Source organism: Streptomyces odontomachi (assembly GCF_024435355.1).
GTDB classification, from domain to species: Bacteria; Actinomycetota; Actinomycetes; order Streptomycetales; family Streptomycetaceae; genus Streptomyces; species Streptomyces odontomachi.
On sequence record NZ_JAMJWG010000016.1, the window covers coordinates 39,471 to 59,053 of the forward strand.

Here is a 19,583-nt window from a genome sequence, read left to right on the forward strand (position 1 = left end):
TCCGGACGGGTGCCGTGGGCCGGCCGGGCCGACAGTTCCGTGTCGCCGGCCGTGAAAGGGCCGTATCCCGATTCGCGTACCGAAGGCGTCGGGCAGCCCGCCGGGTGTCAGGCGCCGGAGTCGCCGGTCGCGCCGGTGCCGCCGGTGCCGTGCTCGCGGCGCGCGATCGCGGCGTCCACGGCAGCGTCCTCCTTGGCCTTGTTCGCCCCGCCCTGGTTCTTCACCATGGTCACGATCACGCAGACGAAGAGCGTGGCCATCACCACGGGGGGCACGAGCGCAGAGACGTAGTCCATGCCCCCAGAGTAGCTAGCCCGCGGCCAGCTGCCGTGGGCACCTCCCGGCCACCGTCGACGAGCTCTTCCCGGGCGGCGCGGACCTGCGCTTGGGCGGGAAGACCTCGGCCGGGGTCGGCACGGGACGGCCCGGCGCGGCCGGCCTGGCGGGGGCGCGACGCTTCGGCTCCGACTCGGGCTTTGCCGGTTCGGGCGCGGGCTCGGACTCGGGAGCACGCTCCGGCTCGGGCGCCGTCTGGCGGTCGGGCGCCCCCTCTTCCTGCTCCGACTCCGGCCCGGTCTCCGGGGCACGAGACGGCTCTTCGCGCGGCTCAGCCGGCCCGGACGGCTCGGGTGCGCCGGCCGCCTCGGCAGCGTACGGGGCGTCGGCGGCCAGCCCGCCGGGGAGCGCCAGCAGCCGGCGGCGGGACACCGGGAAGACCGCCAGGGCGGGCGGCGGGACGGTCGCGACCGGGCGCGGCAGCGGGGCGCCGTGCGGCGGCGTGGCCCCGCGCGGGGCGGGCTCCTGCGGCACCGGTTCGTGCGGCACCGGCGCGGGGGGCGTGGCGCGCGGCCCGCTCGGAGCGCCGAGCGCCGTGCTGCGGGTGCCCGCGTGCACGCCCGAGGAGGTGCCACCGGAGCGGGGCGACGGTGCGCCGGGCGCACGTTCGGCGCGTGCCGCCGGGAGCGGAGCGCGGTCGGCGGGCCGGGCCTGGACGGTCTCCGCCACGACGGCGCGGCACCGGTCGAGCAGGGCGGCGGCGACCGGGTTGCCGCGCAGTGCGCGCAGCGCGGCGAAGTCGGCGGTCTCCGGCCGGTACCCGGTGTCCAGCACATCGCTCAGCAGGGCGAAATACCCGCTGGCGGTGCCCGGTAGGGCGGTGCGGTAGCGGGCGAGGTCGGCCAGCAGGAAGGCACGGAACCGCGCGCTCTCGCGAGCCGCATCGTCGACGGACTCGGCGAGACGGTAGCAGTCCTGAACGTCCTGCACCGTGGCGGAGCTGGGGTGAAGGGCGAGGGCGAGGGCACGGCGGAGCACACGCAGCTCTCCTGCGCCGAACGCCATGCCGCCGCGGGATCCGTAGGGCGTGGGCATGGTGTGACGATAGGGGCTAATCCGACAATTTTGTCTCACCGCTGGAGTTCGGCGTGTACGGCGCGCAGCGCACCATCGGCCAAAGCAGAGCACCCCCGGTCTGCGACCGGGAGTGGTCTGTACGGGCGTGGAAGAGACCGTATGGGCGTGAGAAAGGCCGTCCTGCCACCCGAGCAGGCGCACCCGAGCGGGCCCCGCCCGAGTGCCCGGCGGCTGCCCGGCCGCAGTGGTGTGCCCGCTTCGTGGTGGCGTCGTCGCCTAGGTCCTGTCGTCAAACTCCCGTCGTTGCCCGAAGGGCGGCCCGGCGGCGTCAGGTGCGTGTTCTGGGGGTCCCCCCTGCTCGAAGAGCTTGGGGGAGCGCCGGGCGCGAGTCCGCGTACGCATGGGGGCACCTCCCACGCCCTTCAGGCAGTGGGGGAGTACGTGGGCTTGTGCCCGGTGCGGCGAGAGGGCGTGCATGACGCCGCCGGGCAGACGGGAGTTTGACGACAGGGCCTAGAGCCGGCTCGCGTTCCGCTCGTACACCAGGCGCAGGCCGATCAGGGTCAGCCACGGCTCGTGCTCGTCTATCACGGTGGCCTCGCCGAGCACCATGGGCGCTAGGCCCCCGGTGGCGATGACGGTCACGTCGTCGGGGTCGTCGGCCAGCTCGGCGGCCATCCGGTGCACCACGCCGTCGACCTGTCCGGCGAAGCCGTAGACGATGCCGGCCTGCATGGCCTCGACGGTGTTCTTGCCGATCACGCTGCGCGGCCTGGCCAGCTCGATCTTGCGGAGCTGGGCGCCGCGCATGCCGAGCGCGTCCACCGAGATCTCGATGCCGGGGGCGATCACACCGCCGGTGTACTCCCCGCGCGCGGAGACCGCGTCGAAGGTGGTCGCCGTGCCGAAGTCGACGACGATCGCCGGGCCGCCGTACAGCTCGACCGCGGCGACCGCGTTGATGATGCGGTCGGCGCCGACCTCCTTGGGGTTGTCCATGAGGATCGGCACCCCGGTCTTGATGCCGGGCTCGACGAGGACGGCGGGCACGTCGCCGTAGTAGCGGCGGGTGACCTCGCGCAGCTCGTGCAGCACGGAGGGGACGGTCGAGCAGATGGAGATGCCGTCGATGCCGTCGCCCAGCTCCTCCCCGAGCAGCGGGTGCATGCCCATGAGGCCCTGGAGCAGCACGGCGAGCTCGTCGGCGGTGCGGCGGGCGTCGGTGGAGATCCGCCAGTGCTCGACGATCTCGTCACCGTCGAAGAGGCCGAGGACGGTGTGGGTGTTGCCTACGTCGATCGTCAGCAGCACGCGGCCACTCCTTCTTGGGAACCGTACGGTCTCCGGGACCATTCGGGGGTGGCTGGTGGGGCGACGGGAGGGCCGATCGTCAGCAGCACGCGGCCACTCCTTCTTGGAAACCGTACGGTCAAGAGCATGCTCGCCTACTCCGCCCCGCCCCGGTCCGTCTCGTCCGCCGCGGCGCCCGGGTCGGACTCCTGGGGTTCCCGCAGATCGAGCCCGATGTCGAGGATCCGCGCGGAGTGCGTGAGAGCGCCGACAGAAAGATAGTCGACGCCCGTTTCGGCGTATGCCCGGGCGTCCTCGAGCGTGAGCCGGCCCGAGGACTCCAGGAGCGCACGCCCCTGGGTGAGCGCGACGGCCTCCTCGGTCTCCACGACGGTGAAGTTGTCCAGCAGGATCAGGTCGGCGCCCGCGTCCAGCACCTCGCGCAGCTGGTGGAGGGTGTCGACCTCGACCTCGATGGGCAGGTCGGGGAAGGCGGAGCGGACCGCCTGGAAGGCGGGCGCCACGCCGCCCGCCGCGACGACGTGGTTGTCCTTGACGAGGGCGGCGTCCGACAGGGACATGCGGTGGTTCACACCGCCGCCGCAGCGCACCGCGAACTTCTCCAGGGCGCGCAGCCCCGGCGTCGTCTTGCGGGTGTCGCGCACCTTGGCCTTCGTGCCCTGAAGGACGTCCGCCCAGGCGCGGGTGGCGGTCGCGATGCCGGAGAGCCGGCACAGGATGTTGAGCGCGCTGCGTTCCGCGGTGAGCAGGTCGCGGGTGCGGGCGGTGACGCTGAGCAGCGGCTGGCCGGCGATGATCCGGTCGCCGTCGTCGACGTGCCGCTCGACCTCGAACTCCTCCGTGCAGACCACCGAGAGCACTGCTTCGGCGACGCGCAGCCCGGCGACGACACCGTTCTCGCGCGCGGTGAAGTCGGCGGTGGCGACCGCGTCCTCCGGGATGGTCGCGACGGTGGTCACGTCCACGCCGGCGTCCAGGTCCTCGGCGACGGTCAGGTGCGCGACGTCCTCGACGAGGATCGGGTCGAGCCCCTGGTCGGCCAGGAGGTCGGCGAGCGCCGGGTCGAGACCGCAGGCCATGGGGTCTTCGGCGCCCGCCTCGTGCGCATCGGCGTCGCCGGCGCAGCCACAGCCGTGGCCGCAGGAGTCGGTGCCGCCCTGGGGGCCGGGGGCGGCGGCGCTGGGAAGGTCGGGGGTGCTCACGTGGGTCACTGCTCCTGGGGGCGGGGGTGGTGCGGGCGCGCGGCGCCGGCGGCGGGGGTGGACGGGGCCGCCGGGTCGGCGGCGGGCGTGGGGCGCCCGGCTTCGGCGGCGGACGCGAGGGGTGCGGGGGTGGCTTCCGGGTCGGCCGCGAGGGGAGTTTCCCGATCGGGCGCTGGGGACGCTTCCGGGGTGGTCGGCGGGAAGGCCTCCATGGCGGTGGTGCGCAGGGCGAGGGTCCGGTCGGGGTTCAGGCGCACGACGATATGGCGGCGCCAGGTGTCGTCATGCCGCTCGGGGTGGTCCTCGCGCCAGTGGCAGCCGCGGGTCTCGGTGCGCTCGCGGGCCGCGGCGAGCAGCACCTGGGCGACGCACAGCAGGTTGGTCGCCTCCCAGCTGTCGACGCCGGGCTCCGCGGTCTTGCCCTGCTCGGCGAGGGCGTCGCAGGCGTCTTCGTGGAGCCGTCGCAGCTGGTCGGCGGCGTGCGCGAGGGAGGCTTCGGAGCGCAGTACCCCGGCGCCCTCGGTCATGATCCGCTGGATCGTGAACCGGGCCTCGGGGCCGAGCAGCGGGTGCGCCGGCACCTCGGGGGCCGCCACGGGAGCGGGCACGCGCTCCTGGAGGGCGCCCTGGGGCCCGTCGAGGGCAGGGGCGGAGCGCCGGGCCGCGATGTCGTCGGCGATGCGCTCCGCGTAGACGAGGCCTTCGAGGAGGGAGTTGGACGCGAGCCGGTTGGCGCCGTGCACGCCGGTGCAGGCGACCTCGCCGCAGGCGTAGAGCCCGGGGACGGTGGTACGGCCGCGCTGGTCGGTGCGTACCCCGCCGGAGGCGTAGTGCGCGGCGGGCGCGATGGGGACGGGCTCCGTGACCGGGTCGATGCCGTGTGCGCGGCAGGCGGCGAGGATGGTGGGGAAGCGCTGCTCCCACATGGCGGCGCCGAAGTGCCGCGCGTCCAGGTACATGTGGGCGGCGCCGTGCTCCCGCATGCGGCGCATGATGCCCTTGGCGACGATGTCGCGCGGGGCGAGCTCACCGAGTTCGTGCTGCCCCGTCATGAAGCGCACCCCGTCGGCGTCGACGAGGTGGGCGCCCTCACCGCGTACCGCCTCGGAGACCAGCGGCAACTGGCCCTCGGCGTCCGCGCCCAGGAAGAGCACGGTGGGGTGGAACTGCACGAACTCCAGGTCGCTGACCTCGGCACCGGCGCGCAGCGCGAGGGCGACGCCGTCGCCGGTGGACACCGGCGGGTTCGTGGTGACGGAGAAGATCTGCCCCATGCCGCCGGTGGCGAGCACCACCGCGGGGGCGTGCACGGCGCCCACGCCGTCGTGCTGGCCCTCGCCCATGACGTGCAGGGTGACGCCGGCGGCGCGGCCTTCGGCGTCCGTCAGCAGGTCCAGGACCAGGGCGTTCTCGACGGTGGGTATGTCGTGGGCGCGGACCGCGGCGACCAGGGCGCGGGAGACCTCGGCGCCGGTCGCGTCGCCGCCCGCATGGGCGATCCGGCTGCGGTGGTGCCCGCCCTCGCGGGTGAGGGCGAGGCCGCCGGTGGTGGCGGAGGTGTCGAAGTGCGCGCCGCTCTCGATGAGGCGGCGTACCGCGCCGGGGCCCTCGGTGACGAGGGTGCGCACCGCCGCGGGATCGCACAGGCCGGCGCCGGCGACCAGGGTGTCGTCGAGGTGCTGCTCGGGGGTGTCGCCCTCCCCGAGGGCGGCGGCTATGCCGCCCTGCGCCCAGCGTGTGGAGCCGTCGTCCAGCCGGGCCTTGGTGACCACGACGGTGCGCAGCCCGGCGGCCGAGCAGCGCAGCGCCGCGGTCAGGCCGGCCACGCCCGACCCGACGACCACCACGTCAGCGGTGAGCGACCAGCCCGGGGCGGGCGCGTGCAGACGGATGCCGGTGGGGGCGGGGGCCCCGGGAGCGGCCGGTGCACCGGCCGGGTGGACGGGTGGCTCGGGGTCGGGTGTCGTGCTCCGTACCGAATGCTGCGTGCCGGTCACTGGGCGGCTCCCAGGGGTCCGAAAGTGAGCGGGAGGTTGTCGATCAAACGGGTGCCGCCGACCTTCGCGGCGACCGCGAGGACGGCCTCCCCGGTGTGGTCGTCGGCGATCGGGGTGAAGTCGGCCGGGTCCACGAGGGCCACGTAGTCCAGGTGGAGCGGCGGCTTGCGGGTGGCCGCCTCGTCGAGCACCTGGCGGGCCGCGGCGAGCACGGCCTCACCGAGCACCCGGTGTGCCGGTGCGGTGTCCCCCGGACCACCGGGCACCGCTTCCGCGACGGCGTGCGCATCGGCTGCCGCGCGGGCCTCGCCGAGCGCCGTCAGGGCGTCGACGCGCTCCTGGGAGGTGGGGGTGAGCCGGGCGCGAGCGCGCAGCGCCTCCAGGGCGGCGAGCCGGTCGCGGGCCGCGAAGAGGGCCTGGGACAGCGCCAGGGCGGTGCGCCGCTCGGTGCCGGACAGGTAGCGGTTGCGGCTGGAGAGGGCCAGGCCGTCGTCCTCCCGCACGGTGGGGGCGGCGACGATGTCCACGGCGAAGTTCAGGTCCCGCACCATGCGCCTGATCAGCGCGAGTTGCTGGGCGTCCTTCTGCCCGTAGAGGGCGATGTCCGGGCGGGTGAGGTTCAGCAGCTTGGCGACGACCGTGAGCATCCCGTCGAAGTGGCCGGGGCGCGAGGCGCCCTCGTAGCGCTCGCCCATGGGGCCCGCCGCGATGGTCACCTGGGGCCTGCCGCCCGGGTAGACCTCCTGCGTGTCGGGCGCGAACACCACGTCGGCGCCCGCCTCCTCGGCGATCTTCAGATCGGCGTCGAGCGTCCTGGGGTAACGGTCCAGGTCCTCCCCCGCGCCGAACTGCAACGGGTTCACGAAGACCGTGACGACGACCTCGCCTCGCCGCTTGCCCTGGGATGCCGCGTCGGCGAGCTGTCGGGCCGTGCGGATGAGGGTGGCGTGGCCCTCGTGCAGGGCGCCCATGGTCATCACGACCGCGCGTGATCCGGTACGGGCGCGCGCGGACAGCTCGTCCGCGGTGTGCAGCAGCGTGGTCACCGGTTGCCTCCGTCCGAGCCGCCCTGACCGCCTTGGCCACCTTTGGAGCGCCCGGTGCCGCCCTCGGCACCGTGCGCCAGCACGCCGAGCAGGTCCTCGGCGAACTCGGGCTTGAGCAGTCCGTGGGACAGGGCCCGGTCGGCGGTGGCGCGTGCCATCGCCAGATAGCCGGCCACCATGGCCGGTGCGTGCTCGCGCAACTCGGCGACGTGCGCCTCGACGGTGCCCGCGTCGCCGCGCGCCACGGGTCCGGTGAGGGCGGCGTCACCGGACCGCAGGGCGTTGTCCAGGGCGGCGCCCAGCAGCGGGCCGAGCATCCGGTCCGGGGCCGCGACGCCTGCGGCGCGCAGCAGCTCCATGGACTGGGCGACCAGGGTGACCAGATGGTTGGCGCCGAGTGCGAGGGCCGCGTGGTACAGCGGCCGGGACGACTCCGGGATCCACTCCGGCTCGCCGCCCATCTCGATCACCAGCGCCTCGGCGGCGAGCCGCAGCTCCTCGGGCGCGGTGGTCCCGAAGGAGCAGCCGGCCAGCCGCTGGACGTCGACGGACGTGCCGGTGAACGTCATCACCGGGTGCAGCGCGAGCGGCAACGCACCGGCCCGCAGCGCGGGGTCGAGCACGCGGGTGCCGTACCGCCCGGAGGTGTGCACGAGGAGCTGCCCGGGGCGTACGGCGCCGGTCTCGGCCAGTCCCTCGACGAGGGCGGGCAGGGCGTCGTCGGGCACGGTCAGCAGGACCAGGTCGGCCCGCGCGAGTACCTCGCCGGGCGGCACCACCGGCACGTCGGGCAGCAGTGCCGCGGCCCGCCGGAGGGAGGCGTCGGACACCGCGGAGACGGCGACCGGACGGTGTCCGGCGAGCTGGAGCGAGGCGGCCAGGGCGGGCCCGACGCGGCCCGCGCCCACCACGCCGACGTCAAGACGCGCGGGGCGGGTGCTCGGATCGGGTGGGTGAGAGGTGTTCACTCGACGCGGCCCTTCCGTTCCAGTCCGCTGGGGTACCGGACGATTTCTCGTCATGTTAACGCTATTGGCGCACGAGCCTGTTCCGTTATCCACAGGCTGTGATCAACCGAAACGGCCTCGGAGGCGGAAACCGCGCGGAGTGGGGCGCTCCCGCACCCCGTGGGGCCTACGGAATGTGATCGTCCAGAAGTCCGGACACCAGCCGGCGACGGGACAAGCCGGTGGGCGCTCACGGTCGCGTAGGTCATGCTCATGGGATGGTCGAGAGCAATACGGACAGCGCCGACGAGGCCGACGAGGCCCGCAGCACCGGCGGCACGGACGACGGTGACGCCGGGGGCGCCATAGGTGACACCGGCGTGGACGCGGACACCGGCGACGCCGTGCACACCACCGGGACGGCCCCCGCGAAGGACACGTCCCAGCGCGCCCTGGCCGCCATGCGGACCGTTCGGCGTTCCCTGAACACTCCCAAGTTGAACGTCTCCATGGGCGAGCGCCTGAGACAGCTCCTGGCGGACGGCGCGGGCGTCCACGATCTGGAGCAGCCCGTCGACTTCTACGGCAACGGGATCGTGACGGCCCTGGAGGAGCGGGTCGCCGACCTGCTCGGCACCGAGGCCGCGGTGTTCTTCCCCACCGGCACCATGGCCCAGCAGGTCGCCCTGCGCTGCTGGGCCGCCCGCACCGGGAACCCGACCGTGGCCCTGCACCCGCTGGCCCACCCGGAGGTGTACGAACGCGGCGCCCTGAGCACGCTCAGCGGCCTGCGCACCGTGCACCCGACGACCGCGCCGCGCCAGCCGACCGCCGAGGAGGTGCGTGCGCTCGACGAGCCCTTCGGGACGTTGATGCTGGAACTGCCCCTTAGGGACCCCGGTTTCCTGCTGCCCTCCTGGGAGGAGCTGACGGCGCTGGTGGGCGCGGCGCGGGAACGCGACGCCGTGGTGCACATCGACGGGGCCCGCCTGTGGGAGTGCACCACCCACCTGGGGCGGTCGCTGGAGGAGATCGCCGGGCTCGCGGACAGCGTCTACGTGTCGTTCTACAAGTCGCTCGGCGGCCTCGGCGGCGCCGCGCTCGCCGGGCCCAGCACGCTGACCGACGAGGCGCGGGCCTGGCGGCACCGCTACGGCGGGATGGTCTACCAGCAGTTCCCGACCGCACTCGCCGCGCTGACCGGCCTGGACCAGGAGCTGTCCAGGCTGCCCTCTTACGTGGCCCACGCGCGCGTGGTCGCCGGTGCGCTGAAGGACGGCTTCGGTGCGGCGGGCGTGCCCTGGGCACGGGTGCATCCGGAGGTGCCGCACACGCACCAGTTCCAGGTGTGGCTGCCCTACGACGCCGGCGTCCTCCGGGAGGCGGCCCTGCGGCAGGCCGAGGAGACCGGCACCGGCCTCTTCTGGCGCTGGGCCGCGCACGGCGCCCCCGGCACCGCGTTCACCGAGGTCACCGTCACTGCCGCGGGCTTGGAGTGGACCCCGGACGACGTCAAGGAGGCGGTCGCGGACTTCGTGGCCCGGCTGCCGGAGTGAGTGGTCATACCGAAGGCCCGGTCGCGCCGGGGTGCGTGCTCACAGGGTGGTGCCGCCGCCCGCGCGCACCAGGCCGGTCTCGTAGGCGAGCACCACCACCTGTACCCGGTCGCGCAGGTTCAGCTTGGTGAGGATGCGTCCCACGTGGGTCTTCACGGTGGCCTCGGACAGCACCAGCCGGGCGGCGATCTCACCGTTGGACAGGCCCTGGGCGACCAGCACCATGACCTCGCGCTCCCGGTCCGTCAGCCGCTCCAGGTCCTTGTGGCGCGGGTCGCGCGGGGTACCCGGCAGCATCGGCGCGAACCGGTCGAGCAACCGCCGTGTGGTGGACGGCGCGACCACCGCGTCCCCGCTGTGCACGGACCGGATCGCGGTCAGCAGGTCCGCAGGGGGCACGTCCTTGAGCATGAAGCCTGACGCGCCCGCCTTCAGCCCGGAGAAGGCGTACTCGTCGAGGTCGAAGGTGGTCAGGATCAGCACCTTCGGGGGGTCGGCGGCCGCACAGATGCGACGGGTGGCCTCGACGCCGTCGAGCCGCGGCATACGGACGTCCATCAGGACCACGTCGACGGCGACCGACCGCAGCACGTCGACGGCCTCCAACCCGTCGCCGGCCTCCGCCACCACCGCCATGTCCGGCTGGGCGGCGAGCACCATGCGGAAGCCGGTGCGCAGCAGCATCTGGTCGTCGACGAGCATCACCCTGATCGGCTGCTCGGGCCCCGGTGGCGGGGGTGCGGCAGCCGGCTCGGGGGGAGTGCGGGGCGGGGGTGGCGTGGGCGGCAGCGGAGGCATCGGGGACATCCCTTCGTGGGCCGGGCGAAACAGCGTAGGAGGTGCGAGGGGGCGTGCAGGGGCGCACGCGGGTATCCGGGTCCGACGAGCGGTCGTGCCGCCGAGCGGCCGTGCCGACGAGCGCGCATGGACGGGGGTGCTGGATCGGCGGGCAGGGGTGAGCGTGCGACGCTCGGTGAGGGTGCGACGCTCGCCGGTGCGCACCGCCGCTCCATACGCGCTGCCACCACCATCAGTGCGCGGGTTTGAGCGGCAACAGGGCACTGATACGGAAGCCTCCCCCGGGGCGCGGGCCGGCGTCCAGGGTGCCGCCGACCATGCCGACGCGCTCCCGCATGCCGATCAGGCCCTGCCCCCGCCCGTCGGAGCCGCCCTCCTCGTACGCCTCGTCGGAGGCACCGGCACCGTCGTCCTCCACCAGCAGCCCCAGGCCGTCGTCGAAGTAGACCAGGCGCACGCTCGCACCGACCTCGGGACCGCCGTGCTTGCGGGTGTTGGTGAGCGCCTCCTGGACGATCCGGTAGGCGGTCAGCTCCACCCCGCTGGGCAACGGGCGGGGCGTGCCCTCCACCTTGAAGTCGACCGGCAGGCCTGCCGCGCGCACCTGGTCGATCAGCTCGTCGAGCTGCTCGACGTCCGGCTGCGGCACGTACTCGCCGCTCTCGCGCTGTTCGCCGGTGCGCAGCACGCCCAGCAGCCGGCGCATCTCAGCGAGCGCCTGGCGGCCGGTGCCGGAGATCGTCTCCAGGGCCTTCTTGGCCTGGTCGGGGGCGGCGTCCAGGACGTAGGCCGCGCCGTCCGCCTGGACCACCATCACCGAGACGTTGTGCGCCACCACGTCGTGCAGCTCGCGCGCGATGCGGGCGCGCTCCGCCGCGACCGCGACCTTGGCCTGCGCCTCGCGCTCCCGCTCCAGGCGGGCCGCGCGCTCCTCCAACTGGGCGAAGTAGGCGCGACGGGTGCGCAGGGAGTCGCCGAGCACCCAGGCCAACGCGAACGGCACCATCTGGAAGACCGTGACGAGCACCTTGCCGAGGGTGCTCGGGTTGTCCATGGGCCCCGTGAGCCGCGCCAGCTCCGCCACGGGTGCGGCGCACAGCCCCGCGATGAGACCGAAGCGCGACGCCCACCGCTGATCGTTGGCGGCCACCGTGAAGATGATCACCAGCATGGCGAAGTCGAGGGGCATCACCTGCACCCCGGCGGCCACCTGTGCGAGCCCGGCGACCGTGGCGAGCACCAGCATCCGGTCGGCCATGCGCCGACGCAGCGCGATCACCAGACCCAGGGCCAGGGAGATCGGGATCGCCGCAAACGACGGCTCGTCGTTTCGGACCTCGGGGCCGCTCGCCGCCAGACTGACGCCTTGGACACCGAGCAGGACGACGGCCCAAAAGCTGTCGACCCATGTCGGGTGTCTGCGGAGAAAGTCGTAAAGGCGCTGCACGTAACCCAGCGTAGAGACGCGTGCACCATGCAGGAGTCAGCCGAAGGGTCGATCCATGCGCTCGCCGTGTACTCCGCAAGGTGGAGGTCGCCTCGGAGCCGATGCCTAACCTGGGGCTGTGACGGATGAGCCGAACGCAGGACCGACACGGGACGCCGGCCCCGTGGCCGGCGGTGCAGTGACCAGCGCCGACAGCGGCGCCCATGGCGCCAGCGCCGCCGGGACGGGCGGGGCCGGGGGTTCCGATCCCGTGCACGCGGGGCTCGTCGGCTGGCGGCAGGCGGCCGAGGCGGCGCTGTACGGGCCCGGGGGCTTTTACCTGCGCCCGGAGGGCCCGGCGGGCCACTTCCGGACCTCCGTGCACGCCTCACCGCTGTTCGCCGAGGCGGTGGCACGGCTGTTGTGCCGGGTCGACGAGGCGTTGGGCCACCCGGCCGAGCTGGCGTTCGTCGACATGGGCGCGGGCCGCGGCGAACTCGTGACCGCCGTCCTCAAGGCACTCCCCGCCGACGTGGCCCCCCGGGCACGCGGCTACGCAGTGGAACGAGCGGCGCCCCCTCGCCCGGCGCCCGGCACGCAGCCGGACAGCGCCGACGCCGCCGTGCCGACCTGGTGCACTGAGCCGCCGCACGGCGTCACCGGCCTGCTCTTCGCCAACGAATGGCTGGACAACGTCCCGGTGGACGTCGTCGAGACCGACGCCGCCGGGGTGCCGCACCGCGTCCTCGTGCGCCCGGACGGCACCGAGGCGTTGGGGGACCCGGTCGGCGCCGGGCCCGACGCACGGTGGCTGGAGCGGTGGTGGCCGCTCGCGTCACGCCCCGGGCTGCGGGCGGAGATCGGCCGGCCGCGTGACGCCGCCTGGGCCGCGGCCGTCGGCTCGCTGCGCGCCGGTCTCGCGGTCGCCGTCGACTACCTGCACGTGCGGGCCGCCCGTCCGCCCTACGGCACGCTGACCGGCTTCCGGGAGGGCCGCGAGGTGCCCCCGGTCCCGGACGGCTCGTGCGACATCACGGCCCATGTGGCGCTGGACGCCTGCGCGGCGGCGGGCACGGGCGGCGCGGCGGGCGCGGGCGTACGCCCGGAGGACCATCCCCGTCTCGTCACCCAGCGTGCGATCCTCCAGGCGCTGGGCGTGCGCGGGGCGCGCCCACCACTGTCGCTGGCCGGCACCGACCCCACTGCGTACGTGCGCGCCCTGGCCGCCGCGGGAGAGGCCGCCGAGCTGACCGCGCGGGACGGGCTCGGCGCCTTCGGCTGGCTGATGCAGCCGGTGGCGATGCCGTATCCCGCCGGGTTCCCCCATCTGCCACCCGAGCATCTGCCAGCCGAGCCGCCACACCGGCGCCCATAGGACCCCGTCCGGACCCGTCAGCCGGTCGAGGCGGCCGTATCCCCGTCTTCCCTGCCCCCTCCGTCTCCCCCGTCTCCCCCATTTCCTCCGTCTCCCCCATCTCCTCCGTCTCCCCCGTCGGCGTGCCCCTCGATCTTCACGAAGGCATCGATCACGTAGTCCAGCTCCGTCTCGGAGCCCTTTCGGGCGATCACCAGACGGCGCAACTCGGCGTCGAGGTTCTGCAACCGGTTCACGCACAGCATGGTGCTCAACCGCACCTGCCGCTCCGGATGGCGCAGCAGCCGCTCCACCGCGGCCCGGTGCCGTGGGCCGAGGGGTGGCTCCGCAGCCGTGCCCATGGCGAGCGCCACCACGTACGCGGACGTCAGCAGACGCAGGCCGCGGAGTACGGCGCGCGGCGCGGTGTCCTCGGCCAGCAGCTCGTCCAGCACGGTGTCCAGCGGCACCGTCGGCACCGCCTGCGCCACGGCTCGGGCCAGCTCGGCGACGGTCTCGGCATCGTCGCCGCTCACGGACACGCAGCGGGTGCCGTGAGCGTGGTGCTCCAACTCCCGTACGAGCGTGTCGTGATCCGGATCGGCCGCGTTCTCGCCCCCGTCGCGCGAGGGGGTTTCCACCACCCACACCCGCTGAGTCGTCCCGCCGTGCTCGAACGGCTGGATGTAGTCGAGGCGCCAACCGCTTCGCGCGGCGAGAGCGGTCAGGGCGGCCGTGTCGGCGCTCTCGGCGAGCAGCAGGGTCCGCTCGCCGGCCGGTGCGCTGCCGCTCATGCGTCGTCCTCCTCGTCCTCGTACGTCTCGTCGCTCTCGTCGCCTTCGTCGTACTCGTCGTCTTCGTCGTACTCGTCGTCGTCGCCGTCCTCGTCGCCCCAACTCGCCACGGGACGGCCGGCGGCATCGACGATGATCGGAAGGTCGCTGAAGTAGTCGTTGAAGGCGTTGGAGCGGTCCGGTTCCCCGCCGCCGACGGTCAGGTCCTCGAAGACCTCCCGCAGCTCCGGATCGGTCTCGGCGAGGGCCGTCTCCTCGGCGAGCCACGGATATCCGTACCAGTTGGCCAGGCGGGCCAGCTCCACGCGGACCTCGCGGGACGGGTGGCCGACGAAGTCCGCGAGCCGCCGGGTGCGACGGACGTCCCCGCACCACAGCCCGGCGTGGACGCGCAGCGTCGTCGGGTCCACGTCGTCGTACGGCACGTCCAGGTGGTGGGCCAACTCGCCCTCGCTCGACACGAGGAAGCCGTTCAGCGCGCCGATGACGTCCAGTGGCAGGTCGGTCGGGTAGTCGACGTCCAGTTCCTGGTTGAGCCGCTCCACCACCGGGCGGTGGGAGGCGGGGGACGGCCGGTAGCGGACGGAGACGAACACCTCGTACCGGGTGTGGATCTCGAACGAGAGGTACGCACGTGAGTGCAGCATGCGCCAGGTCATGGACGGGACACGGCCGAGCCGCTGGGCCTGCGAGTTGTTGTCCCTGCCGGCTGCGAGGAAGGCGATCGGGGAGGCCTGGAAGTCGTCACGCAGCGGGTCGTTCGTCAGGGAGCTGGCCCAGTGGCCCGTCTCCGCGTACTGGACTCCGACGAAGTAGCGGTCCAGGTCGTGGCCGTTGAACTCGACCATGTCGCCGGAGTACACGTTCGGTAGCGCGACCTGAGTGGTCCGCCCCAGGTACGCACGGGTGAAGCCGGCCATGTCCAGGTCGTTGAGCGCGGGCTTGGGGTGGCTGTGGGAGACGACCTCGGCCAGGGCCTCGGGCTCCGGCTCCACCGGGACCCACAGCCAGGCGAAGTAGAAGGACCCGAGTGCGCACCACAGGCGCGACGGATCGGCGGGGTCCAGGTACCAGTGCACCGGCACCTCGCTGGGGATGCCGCGCTGCTCCACTTCGGGCCCGGTGCCGACCAGGACCTTGCCCTCGCGGATACGCGCGTCCAGGGACTCGTCGGAACCGGTGCGCATGGTGCCGAAGAGGGACACCTCGTCTTTCGGGTCGTCATCCCACGCCGAGGGAGGACGCCAGCCGATGCCCAACCGGGCAGTGCGGGGCGAGGCGGTGAGCTCCGCCCACCAGGGGGGTATCTCCGTCATGCGGAGACTGTAGGAGACACCACCGACATCACCGGGCCGCCCCGGGAAACCGGCAATCCGGTTCTCCGAGCCTCTACGTGGCCTCCACGCGGCCCCTACTTGTCGATGTCTCCCACCACGAAGAACATCGACCCGAGGATCGCCACCATGTCCGCGACCAGCGTGCCGGGCAGCAGCTCCGTGAGGACCTGGACGTTGTTGTACGAGGCCGAGCGAAGTTTCAGCCGGTACGGGGTCTTCTCGCCGGTGGACACCAGGTAGTAGCCGTTGATGCCGAGCGGGTTCTCGGTCCAGGCGTACGTGTGCCCCTCGGGGGCCTTGAGCACCTTGGGGAGCCGCTGGTTGACCGGACCCGGCGGCAGGTCGGCGAGCCGGTCGAGGCAGGCGTCGGCGAGGTCGAGTGCGTTGTGCACCTGCTCCAGGAGGCACTCGAAACGCGCCAGGCAGTCACCCTCCTGCCGGACGGCCACCTTGAGGGTGTCCTGGAGCTCCCCGTACGCCAGGTACGGCTCGTCGCGGCGCAGGTCGAAGTCGACCCCCGAGGCGCGCGCCACCGGGCCGCTCGCGCCGTAGGCGTGCACGGTCTCGGGCGCCAGCACACCCACGCCCCTGGTCCGCCCGCGGAAGATCTCGTTGCCGAGCACCAGACGGTCGTAGACGTCGAGCCGGGAGCGCACGGAGGCGATCGTCCCGCGCGCGCGAGTGGTCCATCCGGCCGGAACGTCCTCCTTGAGGCCCCCGACCCGGTTGAACATGTAGTGCATCCGGCCGCCCGAGACCTCCTCCATCACCGCCTGGAGCTCCTCGCGCTCACGGAACGCGTGGAAGACCGGGGTGATGCCACCGAGCTCCAGGGGATACGAGCCGAGGAACATCAGGTGGTTCAGGGCGCGGTTCAGCTCGGCGAGCAGGGTGCGCAGCCACACCGCGCGCTCGGGGACTTCCATGCCGAGCATGCGCTCGACGGCGAGCGCCACGCCCAGTTCGTTCGAGAAGGCGGAGAGCCAGTCGTGGCGATTGGCCAGCATGATGATCTGGCGGTAGTCGCGCGCCTCGAAGAGCTTCTCTGCACCACGGTGCATATAGCCGATGACGGGCTCGGCCTGGAGGATCCGCTCGCCGTCCAGCACCAGACGCAGCCGCAGCACACCGTGGGTCGACGGATGCTGCGGTCCGATGTTGAGCACCATGTCGGTGCTCTCCGCCGCACCACCGACCCCGACCGTGGTCTGTGTCCTGGGACTCATCACCGGCAGCGTCTCCTCCCATGCTCATCGATGGGCCCACTTGCTCATCGATGGCCCACTGCCAGTGTCTCCTACGTACGCTTGCGGCATGGAGACGGGGACTGGCGGCGCGATCGGATCCGGCGGGGCGGACGGGTCCCCAGTGGACGGGACCGGGACGGACGGGACCGGGACGGGCGCGTCCGAGACGGGCGGGTCCCGGCAGCCCGGGGACGGATGGCTCGGGTTGCCGCGCGGGCTGCTGCGGATGCGCCAGCTGATACTGGTCGCGTGGCTGGTGCCGGCGACGGTGGCCGCCGGCGTGTTGCCGGGAGTGCTCGCCGGGCCCGGCTGGGCGGGGTGCGCGGTCGTACCGTTCGCGGCACTCCTGGCCGGCCACCGCATGCTGGTGCGCAACTGGCGTTCCTGGAAGTACGCCGAACGGGCCGATGACCTGCTGATCAGCCGGGGCGTGCTGTGGCGCGAGGAGACGGTCGTGCCGTACGGCCGGATGCAACTCGTGGAGGTCACCTCCGGACCCGTCGAGCGGTACTTCGGCCTGGCCGGCCTCCAACTGCACACCGCGGCCGCGGCGACCGACGCCCGTATCCCCGGCCTGCTGCCCGAGGAGGCCGAGCGCCTCCGGGACCGCCTCACCGAACTCGGCGAGGCCCGATCGGCGGGGCTGTGACGACCGCCGGGACGGACGGGGCGCAGGACAACGCGCGACCCGTGGGCGACACGCCGGGGGCGGGTGGCATGCCGGGGGCGGGCGGCACGGCAGGGGCGGGAGGCACGGCGCGCGTGGGCGTGGGTGGCACACCGGGCGCGGGCGGCTCCCCGCGCGCAGACGGCTCCCCGGGCGAAGCGGGGACGCCTGCCCAGCGCGCCCCCGAGCCCGTCACCGCCGGGATGGAACGGCGCCTGCACCCGATCACCCCATGGCGTCGCGCCTGGGCGCCCATCGCGCTGGTGATCGGCTGGGCGGTGCACGACCCCGACACGGTGCAGCACCGGGTCTCCCAGCTCACCACCGCCGCGCTGCTCGCCGGCATCGCGGTACTGGTTGCGGGCGGCGCCCTGTACGGGTTCCTGACCTGGTGGTTCACCCACTTCGCCGTCACCGACACGGAGCTGCGGATCCGCACCGGACTGGTCTTCCGGCGCACCGCGCACATCCGACTCGACCGCTTGCAGGCGGTGGACGTCACGCAGCCCCTGCTGGCCCGTTTCGTCGGCGTGGTCAAACTCAAGCTGGACGTCGTCGGCACGGACAAGAAGGACGAACTGGCCTACCTGGGCGAACGCGACGCCCGGGAGCTACGCGCCGAGCTGCTCGCCCGCGCCGCCGGTTTCGCCCCCGAGACGGCGCACACGGTGGGCGAGGCACCGGCCCGCCAACTGCTGCACGTGCCACCGCGCACCCTGGCGCTCTCGGTCGCGCTGACCGGCTCCGCCTGGGGGCCGGTGGTCGTCGCGCTGGTCGTTCCGCCGGTGCTGTGGGTGCTCACGCACAGCCCGTGGACGGTCATCGCAGTGGCCCTGCCGCTGCTGGGCGGTGCGGGCGCGCGGAGCGTGGGCCGGTTCATCGCCGAGTACGACTGGACGGTGGCCGAGTCCCCCGACGGCCTGCGCATCGACCACGGCCTGCTCGACCGGGAGCACGAGACGGTGCCGCCGGGCCGGGTGCAGGCCGTCCGCATCATCGAACCGCTGCTGTGGCGCCGGCTCGGCTGGGCGCGCGTCGAACTGGACGTGGCGGGCTCGTCCAACTCCGTCCTGCTGCCGGTCGCGCCGCGCACCGCCGTGCCGGGCCTGATCGCCCGGGTGCTTCCGGGGGTGACGGCGCCGCAGGACTTCTCTCCTTCGCCCCGGCGGGCACGGTGGTGCGTGCCCGTCTGGTGGCGGGGTTACGGGTTCGCGGTCACCGAGGCGGTGTTCGCCGCGCGCCACGGGCTGCTGCGGCGCAGCGTGTCCCTGGTGCCGCACGCGAAGGTGCAGAGCGTCCGGCTGGTGCAGGGACCCTGGCGACGGGCCTGGGGGCTGGCCGACGTCCACGTGGACACCGGTGCGGGCAGCACCGTGTCGGCCCACCTGCGGGACGGCGCGGAGGCCGAGACCCTTCTCTATGCCCAGGCCGACCGTTCCCGCACGGGCCGGCGCACCGCACGGCCCGACCGGTGGATGGCGTAGAGCCCGGCCTTCGGTACCGCCGGCCCCGGCTAGCCGGGCTCCATGAGCAACTCCGCCATGTGCTCAGCGAATGCCGTGAGCCGGGCCAGCTCTGCTCCGCCGCGCGCGATCCGGAATCTGTGGCGGTGGCCCCACAGCGCGCCTTCGACGGCACGGAACTGGGCCCAGCGCCGGACACGTGCACGATCGAGTTCCGCGGCCTCGGCGAAGACGTCCACCGTGTGGTGGATGGCCTTGCGGACGTCGTCCGCTGCGAGGAAGGCCAGCGCCCGCGTCTTGAGCAGCGTGCCACCGTCGTATCCGGGGTCTCCCACGTATCCCTTGGGGTCGACGGCCAGCCATGGCTCACGGTCGGCCCGCAGGATGTTCCCGGGGTGGAGGTCGCCGTGGACGAGGCTGTGCGGCTGGCTGCGGCCCAGTTCACGCACGGTCGCCACAGCGGCGTCGACCAGGCGCTGCGGCATGCTGTGGGCCACCTGCGCGGCGTCCTTGCGCAGCTGCTCCTCCCAGCCCTCGGCCTGGTCCGCAAGCCGGGGCAGGCCGGGTGGTGCGGGCACGGCCAGCCGGCGGCTGATCCGTCCGGCGACCCTCGCCACCTCCTCGCCGCCTTCGAGCTCCGCCAGGGTCGTGCTCCTGACCCGTTCGAGCAGCATCGCGAAACGTTCGTCGTCGCGCTCGTACAGCAGGACGGCACCACGCCCGCCCCACGCCGCGAATCCGTCCGGCTCGTGGACGTTACCGGGGTGCGGATACGACACCTTCAGCACCGCAGGTCCCTCGGCCCGGCGTCGCACCGGGACGACGACCCCGACGCCCCCGTGCATGACCGCACCGTCCGGCACGCACCCCCAGCGCTCCAGCAGCTCGTCCACGATCCCGGGCAGCTCGGCGATCCAAGCCGCCCCGGCCGCTCCCTCGCGCTCGACGGTGTACCGCACGAACGCTTCCGGTACCACGATCATCTGGGCACCCTACGCGCCACCCCGATGCCGCCCCTCCCTGAGAAGCGACGTTCCGCAGGCCGCCTCAAGGACGGGGCTCCTAAGAGCGACGCTCCTTAAGAG

At 73.5% G+C, this 19,583-nt stretch carries 16 protein-coding genes and 1 pseudogene; 4 read left to right on the forward strand and 13 right to left on the reverse strand.

Annotated elements, in window-relative coordinates:
- Positions 1 to 107 precede the first annotated feature (107 nt).
- The 7 genes and pseudogenes from NQO67_RS28690 to NQO67_RS28720 all read right to left on the reverse strand — a co-directional run bounded on the left by NQO67_RS28690 (position 108) and on the right by NQO67_RS28720 (position 7,877).
- The gene (locus tag NQO67_RS28690; protein WP_255953209.1) at positions 108 to 296 is read right to left on the reverse strand and encodes a hypothetical protein; all 189 of its coding nucleotides are present in this window, start codon (positions 294 to 296) and stop codon (positions 108 to 110) included.
- A 13-nt stretch (positions 297 to 309) separates the two neighbouring features.
- Positions 310 to 1,371, reverse strand: coding sequence for a hypothetical protein (locus NQO67_RS44640; protein WP_374119183.1), 1,062 nt, complete (start codon positions 1,369 to 1,371; stop codon positions 310 to 312).
- 495 nt (positions 1,372 to 1,866) lie between these two features.
- Complete coding sequence (locus NQO67_RS28700) at positions 1,867 to 2,664, reverse strand: type III pantothenate kinase (protein WP_255953210.1); 798 nt, start codon at positions 2,662 to 2,664, stop codon at positions 1,867 to 1,869.
- A gap of 134 nt (positions 2,665 to 2,798) precedes the next feature.
- Positions 2,799 to 3,866: a carboxylating nicotinate-nucleotide diphosphorylase gene (gene nadC / locus NQO67_RS28705; protein WP_255953211.1), complete on the reverse strand. Its 1,068-nt coding sequence runs from the start codon at positions 3,864 to 3,866 to the stop codon at positions 2,799 to 2,801.
- A 179-nt stretch (positions 3,867 to 4,045) separates the two neighbouring features.
- A pseudogene (locus NQO67_RS28710) lies at positions 4,046 to 5,758 on the reverse strand (L-aspartate oxidase); the annotation flags it as partial.
- A 101-nt stretch (positions 5,759 to 5,859) separates the two neighbouring features.
- Positions 5,860 to 6,909, reverse strand: coding sequence for a pantoate--beta-alanine ligase (gene panC, locus NQO67_RS28715; protein ID WP_255953212.1), 1,050 nt, complete (start codon positions 6,907 to 6,909; stop codon positions 5,860 to 5,862).
- A complete protein-coding gene (locus NQO67_RS28720) occupies positions 6,906 to 7,877 on the reverse strand; it encodes a Rossmann-like and DUF2520 domain-containing protein (RefSeq protein ID WP_255953213.1) in 972 nt (323 codons plus the stop codon). Before NQO67_RS28720 ends, panC begins: the two co-directional genes overlap by 4 nt.
- A gap of 257 nt (positions 7,878 to 8,134) precedes the next feature.
- On the opposite strand from NQO67_RS28720, the gene NQO67_RS28725 reads away from it, so the two are divergent.
- Positions 8,135 to 9,412, forward strand: coding sequence for a threonine aldolase family protein (locus tag NQO67_RS28725; RefSeq protein ID WP_374119184.1), 1,278 nt, complete (start codon positions 8,135 to 8,137; stop codon positions 9,410 to 9,412).
- A 39-nt stretch (positions 9,413 to 9,451) separates the two neighbouring features.
- On the opposite strand, the gene NQO67_RS28730 is transcribed toward NQO67_RS28725, so the two are convergent.
- Together NQO67_RS28730 and NQO67_RS28735 are read right to left on the reverse strand one after the other, a co-directional pair.
- Entirely contained in the window at positions 9,452 to 10,114 is a 663-nt protein-coding gene (locus NQO67_RS28730) for a response regulator (protein ID WP_255953384.1), read from the reverse strand.
- A 328-nt stretch (positions 10,115 to 10,442) separates the two neighbouring features.
- Positions 10,443 to 11,657 carry a sensor histidine kinase gene (locus NQO67_RS28735; protein WP_255953214.1) on the reverse strand — a complete coding sequence of 405 codons (1,215 nt, stop codon included), beginning with the start codon at positions 11,655 to 11,657 and terminating at the stop codon, positions 10,443 to 10,445.
- 250 nt (positions 11,658 to 11,907) lie between these two features.
- On the opposite strand from NQO67_RS28735, the gene NQO67_RS28740 reads away from it, so the two are divergent.
- On the forward strand, positions 11,908 to 13,011 hold the full coding sequence (locus tag NQO67_RS28740; RefSeq protein WP_255953385.1) for an SAM-dependent methyltransferase: 1,104 nt from the start codon (positions 11,908 to 11,910) through the stop codon (positions 13,009 to 13,011).
- A 17-nt stretch (positions 13,012 to 13,028) separates the two neighbouring features.
- Here NQO67_RS28740 and NQO67_RS28745 read toward each other — a convergent pair whose 3' ends face one another.
- From NQO67_RS28745 to NQO67_RS28755, 3 genes are all read right to left on the reverse strand, one after another.
- Positions 13,029 to 13,784 carry a hypothetical protein gene (locus NQO67_RS28745; RefSeq protein WP_255953215.1) on the reverse strand — a complete coding sequence of 252 codons (756 nt, stop codon included), beginning with the start codon at positions 13,782 to 13,784 and terminating at the stop codon, positions 13,029 to 13,031.
- On the reverse strand, positions 13,781 to 15,100 hold the full coding sequence (locus NQO67_RS28750; protein WP_255953216.1) for a hypothetical protein: 1,320 nt from the start codon (positions 15,098 to 15,100) through the stop codon (positions 13,781 to 13,783). The genes NQO67_RS28745 and NQO67_RS28750 overlap by 4 nt, the downstream gene beginning before the upstream one ends.
- Before the next feature lie 95 nt (positions 15,101 to 15,195).
- Positions 15,196 to 16,347: an NADH-quinone oxidoreductase subunit D gene (locus NQO67_RS28755; protein ID WP_255953217.1), complete on the reverse strand. Its 1,152-nt coding sequence runs from the start codon at positions 16,345 to 16,347 to the stop codon at positions 15,196 to 15,198.
- An 88-nt stretch (positions 16,348 to 16,435) separates the two neighbouring features.
- Here NQO67_RS28755 and NQO67_RS28760 point away from each other — a divergent pair, with 88 nt between their 5' ends.
- Positions 16,436 to 17,017 (forward strand): PH domain-containing protein, encoded by a 582-nt coding sequence (locus NQO67_RS28760; protein ID WP_255953218.1) that lies wholly within the window; start codon positions 16,436 to 16,438, stop codon positions 17,015 to 17,017.
- Positions 17,018 to 17,238: 221 nt separating this feature from the next.
- Positions 17,239 to 18,519, forward strand: a complete 1,281-nt coding sequence (locus tag NQO67_RS28765; RefSeq protein WP_255953387.1) for a PH domain-containing protein — start codon at positions 17,239 to 17,241, stop codon at positions 18,517 to 18,519.
- 29 nt (positions 18,520 to 18,548) lie between these two features.
- On the opposite strand, the gene NQO67_RS28770 is transcribed toward NQO67_RS28765, so the two are convergent.
- Positions 18,549 to 19,481 carry an aminoglycoside phosphotransferase family protein gene (locus tag NQO67_RS28770; RefSeq protein ID WP_255953219.1) on the reverse strand — a complete coding sequence of 311 codons (933 nt, stop codon included), beginning with the start codon at positions 19,479 to 19,481 and terminating at the stop codon, positions 18,549 to 18,551.
- Positions 19,482 to 19,583 lie beyond the last annotated feature (102 nt).